This window comes from Actinopolyspora lacussalsi subsp. righensis, from assembly GCF_900116555.1.
Taxonomy (GTDB): Bacteria; Actinomycetota; Actinomycetes; order Mycobacteriales; family Pseudonocardiaceae; genus Actinopolyspora; species Actinopolyspora lacussalsi.
The window spans coordinates 479019-497179 of record NZ_FPAT01000002.1; the positions used below are offsets into that span (position 1 = coordinate 479019).

The 18161-nt window shown below is 67.4% G+C and carries 19 protein-coding genes and 2 pseudogenes; 16 read left to right on the top strand and 5 right to left on the bottom strand.

Annotated features, from left to right (window positions below):
• Positions 1-53: 53 nt before the first annotated feature.
• The 10 genes and pseudogenes from BM394_RS05660 to BM394_RS22325 all read left to right on the top strand — a co-directional run bounded on the left by BM394_RS05660 (position 54) and on the right by BM394_RS22325 (position 10320).
• Positions 54-1004: a hydroxymethylglutaryl-CoA lyase gene (locus BM394_RS05660; protein WP_092974742.1), complete on the top strand. Its 951-nt coding sequence runs from the start codon at positions 54-56 to the stop codon at positions 1002-1004.
• Positions 1001-1669, top strand: coding sequence for an adenosylcobinamide amidohydrolase (locus BM394_RS05665; RefSeq protein WP_092974745.1), 669 nt, complete (start codon positions 1001-1003; stop codon positions 1667-1669). The genes BM394_RS05660 and BM394_RS05665 overlap by 4 nt, the downstream gene beginning before the upstream one ends.
• 149 nt (positions 1670-1818) lie before the next feature.
• Positions 1819-2319 (top strand): YbaB/EbfC family nucleoid-associated protein, encoded by a 501-nt coding sequence (locus BM394_RS05670; RefSeq protein ID WP_139235145.1) that lies wholly within the window; start codon positions 1819-1821, stop codon positions 2317-2319.
• Positions 2319-2648 carry a WXG100 family type VII secretion target gene (locus BM394_RS05675; protein ID WP_092974750.1) on the top strand — a complete coding sequence of 110 codons (330 nt, stop codon included), beginning with the start codon at positions 2319-2321 and terminating at the stop codon, positions 2646-2648. The genes BM394_RS05670 and BM394_RS05675 overlap by 1 nt, the downstream gene beginning before the upstream one ends.
• A 5-nt stretch (positions 2649-2653) precedes the next feature.
• Positions 2654-5098 carry a glycohydrolase toxin TNT-related protein gene (locus tag BM394_RS05680; protein WP_139235146.1) on the top strand — a complete coding sequence of 815 codons (2445 nt, stop codon included), beginning with the start codon at positions 2654-2656 and terminating at the stop codon, positions 5096-5098.
• A gap of 261 nt (positions 5099-5359) precedes the next feature.
• Positions 5360-5617: pseudogene (locus BM394_RS23660) on the top strand (hypothetical protein); the annotation flags it as partial.
• Positions 5618-6050: 433 nt separating this feature from the next.
• Entirely contained in the window at positions 6051-7259 is a 1209-nt protein-coding gene (locus tag BM394_RS05690) for an MFS transporter (protein ID WP_092974755.1), read from the top strand.
• 64 nt (positions 7260-7323) lie between these two features.
• Positions 7324-7905 (top strand): sugar O-acetyltransferase, encoded by a 582-nt coding sequence (locus tag BM394_RS05695; RefSeq protein WP_092974758.1) that lies wholly within the window; start codon positions 7324-7326, stop codon positions 7903-7905.
• A gap of 13 nt (positions 7906-7918) precedes the next feature.
• A complete protein-coding gene (locus tag BM394_RS05700) occupies positions 7919-8479 on the top strand; it encodes a TetR/AcrR family transcriptional regulator (RefSeq protein ID WP_092975166.1) in 561 nt (186 codons plus the stop codon).
• Between the two features lie 371 nt (positions 8480-8850).
• A complete protein-coding gene (locus BM394_RS22325; protein ID WP_139235147.1) occupies positions 8851-10320 on the top strand; it encodes a mCpol domain-containing protein in 1470 nt (489 codons plus the stop codon).
• A gap of 264 nt (positions 10321-10584) precedes the next feature.
• On the opposite strand, the gene BM394_RS05705 is transcribed toward BM394_RS22325, so the two are convergent.
• The 3 genes and pseudogenes from BM394_RS05705 to BM394_RS23275 form a co-directional block, all read right to left on the bottom strand.
• Positions 10585-10776, bottom strand: a complete 192-nt coding sequence (locus BM394_RS05705) for a DUF397 domain-containing protein (protein WP_092974761.1) — start codon at positions 10774-10776, stop codon at positions 10585-10587.
• Positions 10773-11450: a DUF5753 domain-containing protein gene (locus tag BM394_RS23270; RefSeq protein ID WP_281246419.1), complete on the bottom strand. Its 678-nt coding sequence runs from the start codon at positions 11448-11450 to the stop codon at positions 10773-10775. The genes BM394_RS05705 and BM394_RS23270 overlap by 4 nt, the downstream gene beginning before the upstream one ends.
• A 6-nt stretch (positions 11451-11456) precedes the next feature.
• Positions 11457-11564 (bottom strand): annotated as a pseudogene (locus BM394_RS23275) (helix-turn-helix domain-containing protein); the annotation flags it as partial.
• Here BM394_RS23275 and BM394_RS23280 point away from each other — a divergent pair.
• Positions 11546-11740 carry a hypothetical protein gene (locus tag BM394_RS23280; RefSeq protein ID WP_245780009.1) on the top strand — a complete coding sequence of 65 codons (195 nt, stop codon included), beginning with the start codon at positions 11546-11548 and terminating at the stop codon, positions 11738-11740. The pseudogene BM394_RS23275 and the gene BM394_RS23280 sit on opposite strands and share 19 nt — an antisense overlap.
• Positions 11741-11773: 33 nt before the next feature.
• Entirely contained in the window at positions 11774-12172 is a 399-nt protein-coding gene (locus BM394_RS22710) for a hypothetical protein (protein ID WP_092974764.1), read from the top strand.
• A gap of 367 nt (positions 12173-12539) precedes the next feature.
• Here the strand turns inward: BM394_RS22710 and BM394_RS22715 are convergent, their stop codons facing one another.
• A complete protein-coding gene (locus BM394_RS22715; protein WP_175529978.1) occupies positions 12540-12677 on the bottom strand; it encodes a hypothetical protein in 138 nt (45 codons plus the stop codon).
• 150 nt (positions 12678-12827) lie between these two features.
• Positions 12828-13610: a histidinol-phosphatase gene (hisN, locus tag BM394_RS05720; RefSeq protein WP_092974767.1), complete on the bottom strand. Its 783-nt coding sequence runs from the start codon at positions 13608-13610 to the stop codon at positions 12828-12830.
• 234 nt (positions 13611-13844) lie between these two features.
• Here hisN and BM394_RS05725 point away from each other — a divergent pair, with 234 nt between their 5' ends.
• The 4 genes from BM394_RS05725 to BM394_RS05740 all read left to right on the top strand — a co-directional run bounded on the left by BM394_RS05725 (position 13845) and on the right by BM394_RS05740 (position 18161).
• Positions 13845-14519 carry a response regulator transcription factor gene (locus tag BM394_RS05725; protein ID WP_092596070.1) on the top strand — a complete coding sequence of 225 codons (675 nt, stop codon included), beginning with the start codon at positions 13845-13847 and terminating at the stop codon, positions 14517-14519.
• 113 nt (positions 14520-14632) lie between these two features.
• Positions 14633-15901: an ATP-binding protein gene (locus tag BM394_RS05730; protein ID WP_092974769.1), complete on the top strand. Its 1269-nt coding sequence runs from the start codon at positions 14633-14635 to the stop codon at positions 15899-15901.
• Positions 15902-16090: 189 nt separating this feature from the next.
• On the top strand, positions 16091-17092 hold the full coding sequence (locus BM394_RS05735; protein ID WP_092974772.1) for a hypothetical protein: 1002 nt from the start codon (positions 16091-16093) through the stop codon (positions 17090-17092).
• Positions 17082-18161 (top strand): hypothetical protein, encoded by a 1080-nt coding sequence (locus BM394_RS05740; protein WP_092974775.1) that lies wholly within the window; start codon positions 17082-17084, stop codon positions 18159-18161. Before BM394_RS05735 ends, BM394_RS05740 begins: the two co-directional genes overlap by 11 nt.

Consider the following 18161-nt stretch of genomic DNA (forward strand, 5'->3'; position numbering starts at 1 on the left):
TTGGGACCAACGAGAAGCGGTGCGATCCGTGATCCGTGGAAGGAGACTTGTTGATGGGTGTACGTGCGCTGGGCCTGCCGGAGGCCACTCGTTCCCCGAACACGCCGGAACTCCCCGAACAGGTGACCATCTGGGAGGTGGGGCCTCGTGACGGGCTGCAGAACGAGAGCGGGGTGATCCCCTCCGCCGTCAAACTGGAGTTCCTCAACCGGCTCAACGCCGCCGGCCTGCCGGTCATCGAGACCACGAGCTTCGTGCACCCCGACTGGGTTCCGCAGCTGGCCGACGCCGGCGAGGTCATCAACGGGCTCTCCCCCAAACCCGGCGTGCGCTACCCGGTGCTGGTGCCCAACCAGCGCGGCCTCGACCGCGCCAGGGAGGCAGCGGTCTCCGACATCGCGATCTTCGCCTCCGCCACCGAGAGCTTCGCCCAGCGCAACCTCAACCGGAGCTTCGAGGAGCAGTTCGAGATGTTCCGCCCGGTCGTGCGGGGTGCGGCGTCCTCCGGCATGCGGGTCCGCGGCTACCTCTCGATGGTCTTCGGCGATCCGTGGCAGGGTGCCGTGCCGGTCGAGCAGGTGGTCGACGCGGGCAAGCGGCTGTTGGGAATGGGCTGTGACCAGCTCTCGCTGGGCGACACCATCGGTGTGGCCACGCCCGGCCAGGTCGAGAGCGTGCTGCGCGGTTTCTACGAGGCCGACATCACCGCTGACCGGCTGGCCGTGCACTTCCACGACACCTACGGTCAGGCACTGGCCAACACCTACGCCGCACTGCGGCTGGGGATCAGCACCGTCGACGCCTCGGCGGGTGGACTGGGCGGCTGCCCCTACGCGGGCTCGGCGACCGGCAATCTGGCCACCGAGGACCTGGTCTGGATGCTCTCGGGGTTGGGAATCGAGCACGGTGTCGACCTGGAGCTGCTCGTCGACACCAGCACCTGGATGGCCGAGCGACTCGGCAAACCGAGCCCCTCGCCGGTGGTCAAGGCGCTGGCGCGATGACGATCTCGGAGACCGTGCGCTTCCCGGCCACGAGCACGCGCATCCTGCGGGGACAACCGCTGCTGGCCTGGGAGTGCCCCGGTGAGTGGTTGACCGTTTCCTCCGGCTCGTACGGCGGCGGTCTCGGACTCCGTCGCTGGGTGCTCAACGCCACCGTCCCCAGTGGATACGACCGCCCCGATCCGGCCGAGCACATCGCCGAGATGGCCGGGGAACTGGAGCTCGAAGGGCCGGGCACCGGACTGTTGACCGCGGTGGACGTGCGGCACGAGGTGACCGCCGTCGAATCGGGTGTGCGGGCGAGCGTGACCACCGGGGTGGGCTATCCGATCTGGGCCGCGCACGATGCCGCCGACACCTCGCACCTGGTGCGGGACCACATGCCGGGAACCATCAACGCGGTGTGCTTCCTCCCGGTGCGGTTGAGCGAGTCCGCGCTGGTCAACCTGGTCGCCACCGTCGCCGAGGCGAAGGCGCAGGCCCTGTCGGAGGCGGGGGTGCCCGGTACCGGCACCTGCACCGACGCGACCGTGCTGCTGTGTCCGTCGGAAGGCGAGCCCGAGCCGTACGGCGGGCCGCGTTCCGTGCTCGGCGCGCCGCTGGCTCGGGTGATCCACCGGGCGGTGACCGAGGGGCTGCGCGTGACCAACCCGCGGCACGGCTGATCGCGTGTCTCGGTGATCCGTCCCGGAACGTTCTTACTCGGACGGAACCGGTTCGGCGGTTCACACGTCCGAACGTGCGGCTCGCCCCTGTCCGTCGGAGCGGATCCGAGCGAGCTAGGTGGCAGGCAGCGGGAGGAAGGTGAGTGGCGTTGACCGACCATCGGACGCAGGTCGAGGAGATGATCGCCGACTACCGGCGCAGCAGCCAGCGGCTTTCCGAGGTCGACGAGGAGCTCGCCTCGATCGAGGAGACCGCCGGTGACGAGCGGGGGGACGTATCGGTCACCGTCGGCTCCGGGGGAGCGTTGCGACGGGTGTGGCTGGCCGAACAGGTCTACCGCACGCACTCCCCGGACGAACTCGGCAGGCTGATCGTGCGGCTGTCCGCCACGGCCACCGCGCGGATCGCCGAACGCACCGACGCGGTGCTCGCGACGGTGCTCCCGTCCGGCTCCGACCCCGCCGCCTTACGCGTCGACTCCGCGACGTCCGCTGCCGCCGCTTCCTCCGTCACCGGGGTGTCGGTGCCCAACGGCTCCGGCGTTGCGGACAATGGGCCGCGGAATTCGGCAGCGGAGCCCGAGCAGGACGAGTCGCTCGAACCCCGCAGCTGGCTGCGGGACGTCGGAGCGGCGGAACGGGACCGGTGATGACAGGTTTCCACAGTGAACTCGGGAAACTCACCGAGCACGCCGGTGAGTTCACCGAGCACGCGGAACAGGCCAGGCGGATCCGGGACGAGCTGCGCACCGCCCTGGATGCCTCGGGCGACTGCTGGGGCTCCGACGAGGCGGGAGCCAGGTTCGCCGAGCTGCACCTCCCCGGCGTCGAGCGCGCGCTGCGCGGGCTCGAACGGTTGCCGGACGAGCTCGCGGAGATGGGAACGAAGCTGTCGGAGACGGCCGAGACCTACCGCCGCACCGACGAGGCGGCGGCCGAACGACTTGACGGGATCGATGCCGGGCCGGAACGGGAGTGATCGGAGTGGGGATCGAACTTCCCGTCGAACTGCGCGGGGTGGCCGAACGCACCGGCACGCACTGGCCGGAGGCCGATGAGGACGCCATGCGCGAGGCGGCGGCCGCCTGGCGCCGTGCCGCCGGTTCGCTGCACAGGTTGGCGGCTACTTCCGACACCTCCGCCGGCGGAGCGCTCGCCTCGATCGAGGGTGAGACGGCGCGGGCCGCTAGCGGTCACTGGCAGGGTTTCGTCGACCCGGACACCGGCCGGTTGCCCGGTTGCGCACGGGAGTGCGCGGCGGCGGCCGACCGGCTGGATCACGCGGCGGAGCAGGTGGGTGCCGCCAAGGTGCGCATCGTGCGGGAACTGGTCACGCTGGCCAAGCGGACCGCCGCGGCCGAGCGGGCCGCCGTGGCGGGGAACCCCTCCGCCGCGTTGCGGGCCGAGTCCGCCGTGGGGGACGCGGCCACCAACATCGCGGAGCTGAACCGGAGTCTGGTCGGGGCGGTGGACAGTTCGGGCGGGGTCACCATCGATTCGGGTGCGTCCCCCGGTTCCGCACCGCCCGACTCAGCGCCGTTCGGCGCTACCGAGGCGGAAGACGAACCGGCCGGTGTCGTCGAGGCGGTCGCGAACCCGGTGTCGGATGTGAGTTCGGTGGGGGACGCCGTTTCAGGGGCGGGTGCCCTGGTGGATGAAGGAGCTGTCGGCGAGGCGGGCAACCGTGCGGCTTCGCCGGCGGACCCGCCCTCGGCACCGGCTGACGAGCCCGCTGCGCCGGGGCAGGAATCCGAGCGCGGGGAGCCCGACACATCCCGCAGCCGGATATCGGAGCTCCTCTCGCCCGTGTCCGGACCCGACGAGCGGGGTCCGGTCGTGGGGCCGGATGGCACTGGGCCTCCTCTACACGCTAATCAGCCGGGAGAGGCCGCCGACCGGGAACTGACGGGACCGGTCTCGCCGGACACGGTTCGACGCGCCGCTGCCGGACCGGCGGGCGGCCCGGAGGCCGGGACCGGACCGATACCCGTCGTGGATCCCGCCGCGTCCTCGGCTCCCGACGTCGCACCGGTATCGGGCGTGGGTGGCGAGCGCACCGATGTCGAGCGTGACCCGATCACCGCGCCGCAGGCCGTGCACCAGGCATGGGCGTCTCCCGCCGCCGCGCCGCCACCCGCACCGCCGGGTCCGGCCGCGCCGCCACCCGCCGGTCCCGCACCGCAACCCGGCGCCGTCCCGCAGGGTCCCGCCGGACAACCGGGAATGACTGGACAGCCCGGAATGACTGGACAGCCGGGGACCACCGGTCAGCCGCAGCGGCCGGGTGTGCCACCGCCTCCGGCCGCTCCCGGGCATGGCAGGGGAGCCGGACAGCCGGAGCCCGGACAGGCGGCTCCGCGCCCCGGCCCTCCGGTGCGGGGCGGTTACCAGCCCACCGGGACGGCCCATCCGGGTGTGGCGCCACCGGTGGGACGTAATCCGTTCGCTCCCGGCGGCGGCATCTCGCAACAGCCCCCGCCACCACCGCACCCAGCGCAGCAGCACCCACCGCAGCAATCTCCCCAGCCGCAATCCCCACAACAGCAGCCGGTCGAGGGGCGACGCCCGCTGCGGGAGAACCAGCGGGACCCAGCCGTCGTGGCGTTCGTGCTGCACCAGTTCCCGCTGGGGCACATGCCGGTGGCCGAGACCCGACCGAGCAGGCAGTGGTCACCCTCCGGGCAACCGTCCGAACGGGACACCTTCACGGTGCCGCCGCGGTCGCATCCGCGTGCGGACCTCGTCGAGGAGTACGCCGTTGTCGGGCTCGCGCGCTCCACCGAGCACCGAGCCGCTCCGGGAGCGGCGGAGGACGCGGACCGCACGGTCCCCGAGGAGCTGCTCGTCGACTACGAACCACTCGGCCCGGAAGCCGAGGTCGGCGAGTTCGAGTGGGAACGGCGTTACCTGCTTCCCGGGCCGGGTGGGAACCGCACGCACGCCTACGACTGGCCGGTGCGGCACGGTTTCGCGGACAACGGCGTGGCGGAACCCGACCCCGAGGTGTTGCCGCCGGGCACGATGCTCGATCGGCTGGGTGATGAGTGGGGACTCGTGCTGGCTCCCGAGGGGACCGCGTTCGCCGACCGTTCGCTGCCTCCGGAGTTCCGCGAGCGGGCATATCGGCGTTACCGGGTGGTGCACCCGTTGCCGGTGTGGCTCACCCGGGCGGTCGCCTGGTTCGAGCAGCCCGGCACGGGGCTGCGCTACCGCACGACGCACCCGATCGCCGAGCTGGTGGCCCTGGGCCTGCTGACCGATCCGACCGTCGGAGCCGAACAGGCCACCGACTCGGAAAACGTGACCGAGTCCGAACCGGACTCCACACCCTCGGACCTCGCGGCGGAGTCCGATGAGACGGAACAGACCGTGCGAATCCGGAGTAACGACATGAGTTCGGTGGAGGATTCCGCCGGAGCGATGCGCTGATGTCTTTTTGTCCTCTTGGTGCTGGGACAGTTCTACTGTGGCTCCCCGCGTGGGACTCCCACCACTTCCGCAGGCCGAACTCCGACCGCCCTCGCAGCCGGCACCGCCGCGGGTTCTCCCGTGCGGCTCTCGCGAGGACGGCCCCGACGTTGTGTAGCCGCTACCCGATGTCGGGGCACCCGCAGCGAGAGCCGTGCGAGAGGTTCCGCCAAGTGACTCTCCACGCAAATCGAGGTAGCAGAGTCCTGCTGAGGAGGCCGTGTGAATTCTGAATCCGTGTTGGGATGGCTGGAGGCGATGGGAGTGCCACCGCGGGTGGTTTCCGTCGCGGCCGAGCGCGACGACGCCTGGTGCCTGCTGCGGGACGACTCCGAAGGACAACAGGTCTGGGACGTGTTCTGGCGTGAGCAGGGCAACCGCTACGACTGGGCGCGGTTCTCGGACGAACGGGTGGCTTGTTTCTACCTGTTCGGACGGTTGACCTGGACCCAGGCGCTGCGGGGCGCGGTCGGCCCGCTCGACTCCGGCAGCACACCGCCCAGGGGAGTCCCGATCCCCGGTGGCTCCGCCGATCCCGGCAGCGGTTTCCCCGATGCGGGCGGCGGTTCCTCCGAATCCGCCAGCGCTTCTTCGGGGGCTGGTAGCGCTTCTTCGGGGTCTGGCAGCGCTTCTTCGGGGTCCGGTAGCGGCTCCCCCGATGTGGGCAACGGCCCGGCGACCCCCGCCACCGGCAACACCCCGGCCGAGCCCGACTCCGGGAGTTCCCACCGGGATACTTCCGGAACCGAGCAGGGTGCCGCCAGGTCGGAACGGCACACCTCGGGCGGCTGAGCACCCCGCCCGCGCGGCGATTTCGCGAGAAATTGACACCGGCCCGGCCGACGCGCTTCCTCCTGGAACGGTTCCGAAAACGAGTGTACGATCGTCCGCTCCGGTGGGTAGGCTGCCGCGCATGACCGTTGCCGCACCATCCCGACCCACCCAGGTCGAGCGGCGGGCTCGCGTGGCCGTTGCCGTGCTGTTCTTCACCAACGGAGCCCTGTTCGCCAATCTGCTGCCGAGATTTCCGCAGATCAAGGCGGATCTCGGACTCGGCAACGCCGCCTACGGGGTGGCTGTCGTGGCGTTCCCGATGGGGGCCATCGTCGCCGGCCTGGCCGCAGGGGTGGCCGTCCGGCGGCTGGGTTCCGCGCGGGTGGCGGTCGCGGGCACCCTGCTGACCGCGGTGGGAATCCTGGTCGCGGGAACGGCGGGTTCGGTCGCGATGTTCGCGGGAGCACTGCTTCTCGCCGGTGCGATGGATTCGTTGACCGATGTCGCGCAGAACGCCCACGGATTGCGGGTGCAGCGCCGCTACGGACGTTCCATCATCAACTCGTTCCACGCCATCTGGTCCATCGGGGCAGTGACCGGCGGATCCATGGCCGCCGCCGCGATCGCCCTCGACCTCTCACGGGCCCAGCACCTGGCGATCTCTGCGGCGGTGTTCGTGCTCGCGGCCTGTGCCGCTTGGACGTTCTGCCTGCCCGAGTCCGACGACGAATCCACCCCGGAAGCCGACGCCGACCTCGGGAAGGCGGGACGGGCGGAGCGCGTGCTCCCGGGGCGGCGCATCGCGTTCGTGCTGGCATCGCTCGTCGTCATCGCCATGGCCGGAACGCTCGTCGAGGACGCGGGCAACTCCTGGGCCACGCTCTACCTCTCCGAATCGCTGCACGCGCCCGCGACGTTGGCGGCCCAGGGCTACGTGGCGCTGGTTGCGGCCCAGTTCGTCGGCCGCATCCTCGGTGATCGGCTCGTCGAACGGTTCGGGCAGCGCACCGTGGCCCGTTCCGGTGGTCTGATCACCGCCGTCGGTATGGGCCTGGCGCTGGCTGTTCCGACCGTGCCCGGCACGGTCCTCGGCTTCGCCGCCGCCGGGTTCGGGGTGGCGACGCTGGTGCCCGCCGCGATGCACGAGGCCGACGAGCTGCCCGGGCTCAAGCGGGGGTCGGGGCTGACCGTGGTCTCCTGGCTCATGCGGCTGGGCTTCCTGCTGTCCCCGCCGCTGGTCGGCCTGGTCGCCGATACGGCAGGCCTCCGGGTGGGGCTGCTGGTGGTGCCGCTGGCCGGGGTGCTCGTGCTGTTGTTCGCGGGAGTGTTGAGCAACCGGCGCGCCTGAGCCGTGATCGGTAGATACTCCGATTCGGGCGTTCCGGATCGGACCGGAGCGTACGATCGTACGCATGCCGAGTGACTACTTCGCGGACGATCCGCGCACGAATCTCGAACGCATGGCGGCCGGGGACCTGTATATCGCCGACGACCCCGAGTTCGGCCGCAGGCAGCGGCGGGCAGTACGACTGGCCGCCCGCTACCAGGCCGCCTACGTCGAGGATCCGGACGCGGCGCGGCCGATCCTCGCCGAACTGCTCGGCTCGGTGGGCGATGAGGTGCACCTGCGGCCACCACTGCACGTGGACTACGGCAGCAACATCACGATCGGGGCGCGCAGCTTCGTCAACTACAACCTCACCGCGCTGGACGTCGCGTCGATCACCATCGGCGAGGACTGCCAGATCGGTCCGGGAGTCCAGCTGCTCACCCCGACACATCCGCTGGAACCGCAACCCCGGCGCGACAAGCTGGAGGCCGCGAGCCCGATCGCCATCGGCGACAACGTGTGGCTCGGCGGCGGCTGCGTCGTGCTGCCCGGCGTGACCATCGGCGAGAACTCCGTCATCGGTGCCGGTGCGGTGGTGACCAGGGACGTGCCCGCCGACGTCGTCGCCGTCGGCAATCCGGCCCGCGAGGTCCGCGACCTCTAGGATGCTCGGTGTCATGGCTACCGGACACACCGACCCGAGGCGCCGCGAGCGCATCATCGAAGCGACCCTCGACCTGATCGCCGAGGAGGGGATCGCCAACGTCTCCCACCGCAGGATCGCCACCCGGGCGGGGGTGCCGTTGGGGTCGATGACCTACCACTTCGGCGGGCTGGAGGAGCTGCTCCGGGAGGCGTTCGGCAGGTTCGCCGAGCGGATCGTCGCCCTGTTCGACAGCTACCTCGCCGCGCCGACCGACCGGGAGCGGGCCAGGGACGCGGTGACCGACCTCATCCACGAGCTGTCCGAGGACGATCAGCGCTACCTGGTGCTCACCCAGGAGCTCTACACCCTGGCCGCCCGGCAGCCCGCCTACCGGGAACTGACCAAGGAGTGGATGCGCCGCAGCCGGGTCCACCTGGAGAAGCACTTCGACCCGGACACGGCCCGCCAGCTCGACGCCCTCATCGAGGGAATGACCCTGCACCGCGCCCTGACTCCCGAACCCCACGACCGAGCCCTCACCCGCGAGGCCGTCACCCGCATCACCACGAGAGACTCGAATGAGAGGTGCTAGGTCCAGTGTCACTGCCATGCTCTCGCAGAGAGTGAAGTAGGTTTGTGGCTGTCTCGTGCAGGAATCCTATGAAGCAGTTCTTTTGATTAGCTCATTCGGTCATAGCTTCCACGTCCAGTGCCTTTTCAGGTTATCTGTCTATCCTTGACGAAGGAAAAATTTCACAGTCGCATATTTACTGCATTTAGGTTGACGGAGTTATGTACTTTAACATTCGGAGGTTCGATTAAGAGGAATAGTTGCGGCGCGAAGGTGCCCTGGTTGACTCCAGGTAGGAAAAGAATGTCCTTGTTTGATCTACCGCCGCTGTTTATCTCGTCGTACTTAGCGTACAATACAAAAAGAAGATGTTTGTCTAGTTTGGATGGTCGTTGAAAACAAAAACGTTCAGATTTCGGTACTGGGTAGATGATTTCGAGAATTTCTTTTTCTGGTTTTCCGTCGCTTTTGTTGCTGGAGCGGGACCAAATATTGCAGACGACTGGGGAAGTGGAGGGCTTGTTTCTGTAGGTGTTTTCATGGGCATAATCGCCGCATTGTTCTGGTATAAAAATAAAAGAAAATATGGAGTTGGTGTCTACATTAGCCTGCCATCAAAGAATGACAAAACAAGAGAGAAATATCCTCCCCTTTCGATTCGAAAAACAATGGATCGTTCGCATAGGGACTGGTTTATCTATGGGCCTGACAAGTTGACAAATTCAGAGATTGAAAGAGCAAATTGGGTGATTGACACTATAGGGTACCGAATAGAAGAAGCTAAAACTAAAAACCAAGAGGACCATCCACTGTTTTTCTATATACACAGCCGTCTTCCTGAAGCGTTTGCTGTTGGACAGAAGGCGGCAATTCTCTGGGATAGGGATGTGTATCCTGAAGAAAACTATGATTCTTCTTGGTATGCTTTGGATATAGATTTCCGTGTGCGCTCATTCGCTCGATACAACAGGAGTGAGCGTATATACGAGTTAAATTTAAGAGAAATTTTTAACGGATACAGTTCTGAACTAAATTCTGATCCGGGTTATCGCTGGTTTGATAATATCGATCTGAAAGAGATAAGAAGCTATAGAGATCTGGCACCGCTTAAACGTTCACAGTTGGCTGTCATTTTGCATATAGAACATGTGGAAGGGAGCTCGCGTGCTTTTCGTGACAGTGCAGCGTTGGCCTCTGCCGGAGTTGCTAACAATGGCTACTTAGTCACGGGAGAAGACGAGTGCGATGAAGCAGTATTTTTCAGTGTTGGAGCAAAGCAATTCTTTCAAAAGTTACAAAACGGAGAGGCAGAGTCGATAGTTCGTAATATACTGCATACGTGCCAAAAGTACAGTGCACGTGTGTATGGGCGTCAAGATAATCCAGTTCGATTACTTACGAACGCCCCTTCTGTCTTCGCATTTGCGGCCGGGGCTTATTTCCCTATGAATAGTAAGTTAATTCGTTACTCGCAAGATCGCGATGGTCCAGAATATACAGAATCGAGTGATTTGATTGCCATTATCGATGGCGATGATGTTGGAGCTCAAACGGAGAGTAGCCTACTTTCTCGTGATTTGGAAACCGCTGTTGAATGGAGTAACAAAGCTGATAAATCCTTGCGGAACATCGTACAAAAAGTAATAGAAGTAAGTGGTGTTTATCTTGTTTCTTCGGGGGGAGATAGCGCAATATTTGCATTACCCAAAAGCGCTCTCCCTGTATTCTTGGAAACCCTCGAGTATCTTCGAGAAGAAACAGGATTCCGGGTTTCGTGCGGTTACGGTGCAGACTCCAGGGAAGCCTTTGTTTCTTTGCGTATTGCCAAAAATTCTGGAAAGAATGTCAGCATTGGAGCTTGAGGTGATGTTGTCACGATGTATTCGAAAAAACTGACACTTGCATCCTTCTGGTTCTTTCGGGGTATTCGGTCTTGTTAGTGTATCGAGTTTTGGAAGTGTGTTGACGATGTGCAGTATATAGGCGACATAAGGAAATATATGATGATCGGTCCGGAGGGTAGATTCAGGCGCTTACTCCGAGCAGTTATATTCTTTTTTGGTAAGATGACGCAGAATAAAGCCCATCCAGAACACTCTGGATGGGCCGTGCTGTCTGTGTAGGATTCAGTTGAACCGACTGCTCTTCACTGCGTTGATGAACGTTGTCCACTGCTGGTGGTTAGCGGTCAAGTATCCGGCTGATCGATTCTTGGTGTCGCGCACTGCCGCGCCTTCGTTGATGCGGCCAATTTCGAGGCAGCTGCTGTTGGGGCCGGAGTAGCTGGATTTGCGCCACTGGTGGGGTAACGTATTCATTGGGAATTTCCTTCGAACTGCTGCGCTATTGATTCCATGAGGTTTTCAGAATCTGCGGGGTTCATAGTCGTGCTGAGGAGTGTCTCCATTTCGTCGCGGTAAGCTTTGACGTCCTGGACGTCGTAGAGGAAGGCGGGGTCGCGAAAGTGTTCCAGGTGCACGATGGGAGCGGCTTTCGTGAACTCGTAGAACACGAAGGCTCCATCGTGGTCCAGTGTCCAGTGGCGCACCTCGCTGGAGAGAACGCGCACGGTGATGTTGTCATGGTGTGACAGTTCGATGATGTGGCGTAGCTGTTCTGCCATGACGGCGTCGGTGCCGAAGGGGTCGCGGAATGCCCGCTCGGTCACCACTACGTCCAGGTGACGCGGTATGTTCAACATGGCTGTTCGTGCCATGCGTAGCTCGACACGGACATCCCGCTCATCGGGCGGAAGGCTGATCATTGTTTCGTGTGCGTAGGAACGAGTCTGCAACGGCCCGGGAATCAGCAGCGGTGCCACGTGCAGCACGCGATCAGCCGTTCTGTCGAACTCCGACAGTTCGATGAGGTGGCGGTGCAGTCCCTTGGAGCTGTCGGCGATCAGGTTCGGTGCTGTCGCTGTGCTCGCGAACTCGACCAGCTCGTCGTATCTGGCTCCGGTGACTCCGAGAGTTCCGGCGACGCGGGCCACGTATTCGGGTTTCGGTGCGCGCTCGCCTCGTTCGTAGCGGGAGACGGTCCCCTGCGAGACTTCCAGGAGTTTTCCCAGATCACGAACAGTGGAAGCTGGAGCAGGCTTCCTACGACATTCCGGCCCGGCAGGCCACCCCGAGGCAGTGCGCCGAACTCGCCGGAGTGCTGCAGCGGCTCTCGGATGAGCTGCGTGACTACGCCGCCGCGCTGGCCTTCGGCGGCGGCCAGCCGCCGGAATCTGGGTCGATCGACCCGGACGAGTTCCGTAGGCGGGGTGAGGCGGAGTGACGACGCATCCGGCGATGCTGCTGACCACCGGTCGTGCTGACGGCCACCGCGATCGTGCTGGGCGGCTGGGGCAATCGGGCGAGTTATCGGCCCCGCCACGCCAGCGGCAGCGGCCCGGCCGCCAGACGGCTGGCCGCACTGCGGCTGGAGCACTATTTCCGGGACGAACGCCCCACCACCGAGTTGATCGGCTGGCCGCTGTGCGACCCGGACGAGCATCCGCACCTGTTTCGGCTCGACCCACCGGCCCCGGTGGTCCCGTCACTGACGCCGACACCGGAGTCGCCACCGGCCGTGCCGCATCCCACAAGCCCGACCACCGTGAATACCGCTCCCGCCGTTTCCGCTGCCTCCCCTGAACCCGCGTCGGTGGCAGAGCCTCCCGAGCTGGCGCTGTTGCGCCGCGTCCTCGACGGACTCCACCGCCTCTAGACACTGACTCGCCCCAGCTTCCGTCCCCCACGACCACTCTTCACCCAGACCGGCCCGGAACCGTGCACTCGGCACACCCCCGACACCCGCCGAGACACACCCCGGGCCCGGTGGCGGGGCGTCAATTTCCCACGAAATCGCCGCGCGCCTCCCCACACTGCGGCGACGATTTCCCACGAAATGTACGCACCGCCACCACCAAACCCCGCCCGGCCGGGCCTCCCTCCCCGCTCCCACCCGGCCGGGCGGGGACCCCCCACACAGCAGACAACAATGGTGGAAACCGCTACCGGAGTCATCGACAATCCAGCCTCCGAAGCGGTTCGCCCGAAGCTTATGTGTCCGAAGAGGAGTAACCACGTGGTTCTCACAACGCCTTCACGCCGCTAGAATCCCAGCGCAGTGAGTGCAGGCCCCGCGCACGCGGGGATAGACCGCAGCGCAGCGCGGTCAGCATGGTGGTGGTTCTGTAGGCCCCCGCACGCGGGGAGAGCTGCGGACTCACGTAGCCATCGGCGCGCGGGTAGTGCTCATTCCGCAGGAACAGCGAGCGCTACCCGGCGCACCGCGCGAACCCAAAGCAACCAGCGCACCCGGCGCGGTACCGCCGATCAGCGGATCCGCAGCCACACCACCCTGGCAACCACCCAGCCCCTCAACCGTCCAGCGCGCGCAGCGCGGCCCGGTGCAGCGCGCCGTTGGAGCTCAGCGCGTTGCCGCCGTCGAAGCGCGGCTCGCCGGACAGGTCGGTGAAGCCGCCCCCGGCCTCCTCGACGATCACCTGCGCCGCCGCGAGGTCCCAGGGATTGCCCAGCGGCTCGGCCGCCAGATCTATCACGCCCTCGGCCACCAGGCAGTGGTGCCAGAAGTCCCCGAAAGCCCGGCTCTCCCAGCAGCTGTCCACCAGCCGCAGGTAGTCCGCGCGCCGCTCCAGCTCGCTCCAGCTGCCCAGATTCGTGGTGGAGACGTAGGCATCGCCCAGCTCGGTCACCCCGGAGACCGAGATCCGCTCCGCGTCACCCTCGGCACCGACCCGCCGATAAGCACCCTCACCGGCGGCGGCCCACCAGCGCCGCCCCAGCGCCGGAGCGCTGATCACACCGACCACCGGCGAGCCGTTCTCGACCAGCGCCAGCAGCGTCGCCCACGCGGGCACCCCGCGCAGGAAGTTCTTGGTCCCGTCGATCGGGTCGATGATCCAACTGCGCCCGGCCGTCGCGCTGCCGCCGCGCTCCTCACCCACCACCACGTCGTCCGGGCGGTGCTCGGCCAGCTCCGCGCGCACCGCGTCCTCCACGGCCACGTCCGCGTCGGTCACCGGCGTCCGGTCGGGCTTGCTCGTCGTCCGCAGATCGGCCGCCTGGAACCGGGCGGTGGTGATCTCGTCGGCACGGTCGGCCAGGCGCCGCGCCAGCTCGTGATCGGTAACTGCGCTCACGCCCGCAGCCTATAGACCACCGCCGCCGCACCCACCCGGTGGTGCCGCCGGGTGGGTGCGGTCGCCGGACTCTCGCAGCCCCCGCGCCCCAACCGGGTACCCGCCCAACCGGGTGCCCGGCCGGGCGTCGATCTCTCGCGAAATCGCCGCGCCCGTGAGGGGAACACCCCGCGCTCGGTGCTCGCGCGGCGACACACCGGCTCGGGGGCTCCGAGTGCAACTAGGCTGGGACCCGTGAGCGTAGTGCTGCTGGCCGAGGATGATCCAGCCATCGCGATGCCACTGTCCAGGGCGCTGCAGCGGGAAGGCTACTCGGTGCGGGTGCTGGAGGACGGCAACGCGACGTTGCGTGAGACCTGCGCGGGAGGTGTCGACCTGCTGGTACTCGATCTCGGGCTTCCCGGGATGGACGGGCTCGAGGTGTGTCGCAGGCTCCGTGCCCGCGGCAGGGGGACACCGGTGCTCATGCTCACCGCGCGCACCGACGAGGTGGACTTCGTCGTGGGGCTGGACGCCGGTGCCGACGACTACGTGGCCAAGCCGTTTCGACTCGCCGAGCTGATGGCGCGGATCCGTGCGCTGCTGCGGCGCAACTCGCCCGAGACACTGGAGGCCGGTGGCGTCCGGCTGGAACTCACCGCCCGGCGGGTGCTGGTCGACGACGAGGAGGTCCAGCTGGCCAACAAGGAGTTCGAGCTGTTACGCGTGCTCATGTGGCACGCGGGGGAAGTGGTCACGCGGGAGGAGATCCTGGAGCAGGTCTGGCCCGAACCCAGCCGCAAGGGCAGCAAGACGCTGGACATGCACATCTCCTGGCTGCGCCGCAAGCTCGGTGACGGCCACTACCGGACCGCCGAGCAGCGGATCGCCACCGTGCGCGGCGTCGGGTTCCGGTTCAACACCGACTGATCCCGCGAACAATCGGGGGACCGACGACCGGACCTCCCGCGCCGCCAACCCCGTGACCTCGGTTGGTTCCGGCGTGGAATCACCCCGACAACCCGATCGGAAAAGCCCAACCAATGCGCAAACGACTGCTGCAGGCGACCCTGCTGGCCGTCGCGCTCACCGCGTTCGTGCTCGGTATCCCGCTCGTGGTCAGCGCGCTGAAGCTGGTCGAGGACATCACGCGCGGGGACCTGTCCGGCAGGGCACAGCAGATCGCGACCCGGCTCGATGAGCAGGTCGCCGCCGGTGAACCGATCGAGCTGTCCAACGTCCGGCTGGTGGTGCCCGACGACGCCAGGCTGACCGTCCGGATCAGCGACCGCACCTACACCTACGGCACGGATCCCGGCGAGGACCCGCTGGTCGAGACGGTGTCGATGGTGCAGAGCGGCACCGTGCGGCTGGCGGTGCCCAGCTCCCCGGTGCGCACCCAGCAGATCCAGGTCGCGGGCGGTATCTCGTTGCTGGCGGTGCTGTCGGCGGCCACCGGCGGATTTGTCGCCATCGTCACCGCGCGCAGGCTCGCCGACCCGCTGCGCCACGTGGCCGACCGCGCCAACCGGCTCGGCGCGGGGGACTTCCGGCCCGACCCCAAGCGGCACGGCGTGCCCGAGCTCGACCGGGTCGCCGACGCGCTCGACGCTTCCGGAGCCGCGCTCTCGCAGCTCATGCAGCGGGAACGCGAGCTGGTAGGCGACGTCTCCCATCAGCTGCGCAGCAGGCTCACCGCGTTGCAGCTGCGGCTGGAGGCGCTGGCCGAGACCGAGGACGAGGAGACCGCCGAGGAGGCGGGCGCCGCGCTGGAGCAGGCAGAGCGGCTGTCCGGGGTGCTGGACGACCTGCTCGCCGCGGCCACCGCCGCCCGGGCCCGCGACGCCGAACCGCTCGACGTCTCCGCCGAGCTCTCCGGGGTCGCCGAGGAGTGGCGGGAACAGTTCCGCGCCCAGGGGCGCACCCTGCGGCTGCGGATCGAGAAGGAACTGCTGGCCAGGGCCACCCCGGCGCGGCTGCGCGAGGCGCTGGGGGTGTTGCTGGACAACGCGCTGCGGCACGGCGAGGGGACCGTCACGCTGTCCGCCAAGTACGGCAGCGGCACCGTGCTGGTGCAGGTGGCCGACAGCGGCGGCGGGGTTCCCGAGGAACTGGTGCCGCACGTGTTCACCCGTGGTTTCTCCGGCGGCGGTTCCACCGGCGTGGGGTTGGCGCTGGCCCGAGCCCTCATCGAGGCCGACAGCGGTCGGCTGGAGCTGAGCCGTCCGGCCACCTTCGAGATCTACCTGCCGGTGGCCAGGGCCGACGACGTGCTCGGGGTCCCGTGGCAGACCGACTCCACCCCGCGTTGATCCCGGTGAACCGCGTTGCCCTCGGTGGTTCCCGCCCCGGGACGTTCCCTCGACCTCCCGCTGAGCCGGTCCGGAACGATGTGATCATCGTCATCGCTTCGCCGTTCCGGCTTTGTCCGCGAGCCACGGTTGCTACCTTCGCGATGATCTTTCTCGCGGAGGTGCCCTGGTGGCGATGCGGAACCGCGCATGTGGGTGAAGCTGGTCGTCAGCGGTCTGCTGCTGGGGGTGTTGAGCGCGTTCGCCGCGTGGGCGGTGCACTGGTCGTTCGAGGATCATCAGGAGACCACCTACGAGCTGCCGGGCGCGGTGACCAAGCTGTCGCTCGGTCACGGGCCGCGGGAGGTCGACCCGGCGGCCCGGCCCGAGGCGACGGCCGAGCTGCGCGAATACCTCGTCGAGCACTCGCTGACGCTGGTCATCGTTCCCGCCGGTGACGGCCCGCCTCGGTTGGTGGTGGCCGATCCCGCGGGCGTGCTGCCCTGGTACACCCCGCCGAATCCCACGGGGAAGCACGAGCCGGGCCGGGCGCGGCGGGGCTACGTGTTCGAGGACACCTACTCGCAACGGCGGTGGCGGCGGGGGAGCTCCCCCACGCTGGTGCCTGCGGAAATCGAGATCGTCGGCACGGTCTCCCCGCCCGAGGATGCCGATGATTTGCAGTACGTCCGTCCGCTCGGCGAGTACCCGCTGCCGCTCGGCCAGTACCTCGTCAACACCGACGACCCCGGCGAGCTCGCCGAGATCCGGGACATCGCGTATCGCGCCGGTTTCGCGGACTTCTCGACGGAGCGCGTGCCGTTGTGGCAGCACCTCCGCGATGACCCGTTGGTGGGGAGCACCGGCACGCTGCTGGGCGCCGGGTGTCTGGCGGCGATGCTGTTCTGGACGTTGGGGCTGCGCGACCGGGCCGGTGAGTTCGCGATCCGTACCCGGCACGGCGCCACCCGTGCCCGGTTGGTGCGGCAGGTGTGGCCGCGCGGCCTGCCGTTCCAACTGCTGGGGATCGTGCTCGGGGTGGCGATCACGGGAGCGCTGGTGTCGCTGGTCGGGCTCCGGCCACCGGATCGGGTCGACTGGCTGGTCATGGCGGCCGCCGTGACGGGCGGGCTGCTGGCGGCGGCACCGACGTGGCTGCTGGCCACCGTGCTCGGAACCCGAGTGCGAAGCGGGGTGGGGCGTGCCGAGTGAACTCCGGGGCGGTGTCCGGATGGCGCTGCGGCGCTGGCCCACCATGCTGTCGCTGGCCGCCATGATCGGCCTGGCCTGCGTGGTGCTGGTCGTGCTGCTCGTCGACGTGCTCGTCCAGTTCAAGGCGCTGCGCGGCGGCCACGAGCTGCGCGAGCGCGGCGCGGTGGTCTTCAAGCCGTACTACGGCTCCTCCGAGGTCACCTCGGTGCCCGACCGGACGGTCGCCGATCTCGTCGACATGATCCGCGCGGAGCGCGCCTACACCGCCGTCATCGGAAACGCGCGGCTGAACAGCCCGGACTTCGCGGGTGGTGTGCCGACGGTGCTGTTCATCGGCTCGGAGCTGGCGGAGACCGTGCCCGACCTGGAACTCTGCGAGCCCGCTCCCTGCGCCATGCGCGGCGCCGAGGTGGCCCCACCGGCCGAGCCGGTCGGGATCGCGGGCCACATCTTCACCGACTTCGAGCGACTGCCCCGCTCCGCCACCCACTTCGAGACCCATCTCGGCGCGGTGTCGCTGGACGAGCGGATGGTGCTGAACCTGCCGCCGGAGAGCCTGCCCCGGCTCAACCGGTACGAGCGCGAGGAGGCGATGTCGCGAGCGGTGCTGCTGGAGGTGAGTGACTCCGAACTCGACAGCTATCTCGCGGGCAACGCGGCGGGCGAGCTCTACCTCGTGCCGCACCGCGTCGCGGTCGACCAGCCGAAGCGGCTCTCCGGGATCATGGTCGCCGCCACGATGTACGTGGCCGGGATGGCGGCCTTCCTCTCGCTGGTGCTGCTCGCGTTCGCCGCCACCGCGCGGCGGACGCTGTATCGGGAGCGGGCGGTCTTCGCGATCCGGCGCACCCACGGTGCGAGCGGCGGACACCTCGCCGTCCGGCTCGCCGGGTTCGTCGGCGTCGTGGTCCTCCTCCCGCCGTTGCCACCGCTGGTCGGGCTCCTGCTGGTCGGCGGTCCGCTCGCCTCGGCGGCGGGGTGGATGGCGGTGCTGGTCGTGGTGATCTTCCTGGGGCTGTGGGGCTGGACCGTGAAACAGCAGCGCGGGCACGAGCTGAAAGGCCGGTGA

Coding starts and splice junctions, on each gene's coding strand:
- BM394_RS05660 (WP_092974742.1), top strand. CDS start 54: ATGGGTGTACGTGCGCTGGGCCTGCCGGAGGCCACTCGTTCCCCGAAC.
- BM394_RS05735 (WP_092974772.1), top strand. CDS start 16,091: ATGTGGGTGAAGCTGGTCGTCAGCGGTCTGCTGCTGGGGGTGTTGAGC.
- BM394_RS05730 (WP_092974769.1), top strand. CDS start 14,633: ATGCGCAAACGACTGCTGCAGGCGACCCTGCTGGCCGTCGCGCTCACC.
- BM394_RS05695 (WP_092974758.1), top strand. CDS start 7,324: ATGCCGAGTGACTACTTCGCGGACGATCCGCGCACGAATCTCGAACGC.
- BM394_RS05675 (WP_092974750.1), top strand. CDS start 2,319: ATGACAGGTTTCCACAGTGAACTCGGGAAACTCACCGAGCACGCCGGT.
- BM394_RS05665 (WP_092974745.1), top strand. CDS start 1,001: ATGACGATCTCGGAGACCGTGCGCTTCCCGGCCACGAGCACGCGCATC.
- BM394_RS05690 (WP_092974755.1), top strand. CDS start 6,051: ATGACCGTTGCCGCACCATCCCGACCCACCCAGGTCGAGCGGCGGGCT.
- BM394_RS05705 (WP_092974761.1), bottom strand. CDS start 10,776: ATGAATACGTTACCCCACCAGTGGCGCAAATCCAGCTACTCCGGCCCC.
- BM394_RS05700 (WP_092975166.1), top strand. CDS start 7,919: ATGGCTACCGGACACACCGACCCGAGGCGCCGCGAGCGCATCATCGAA.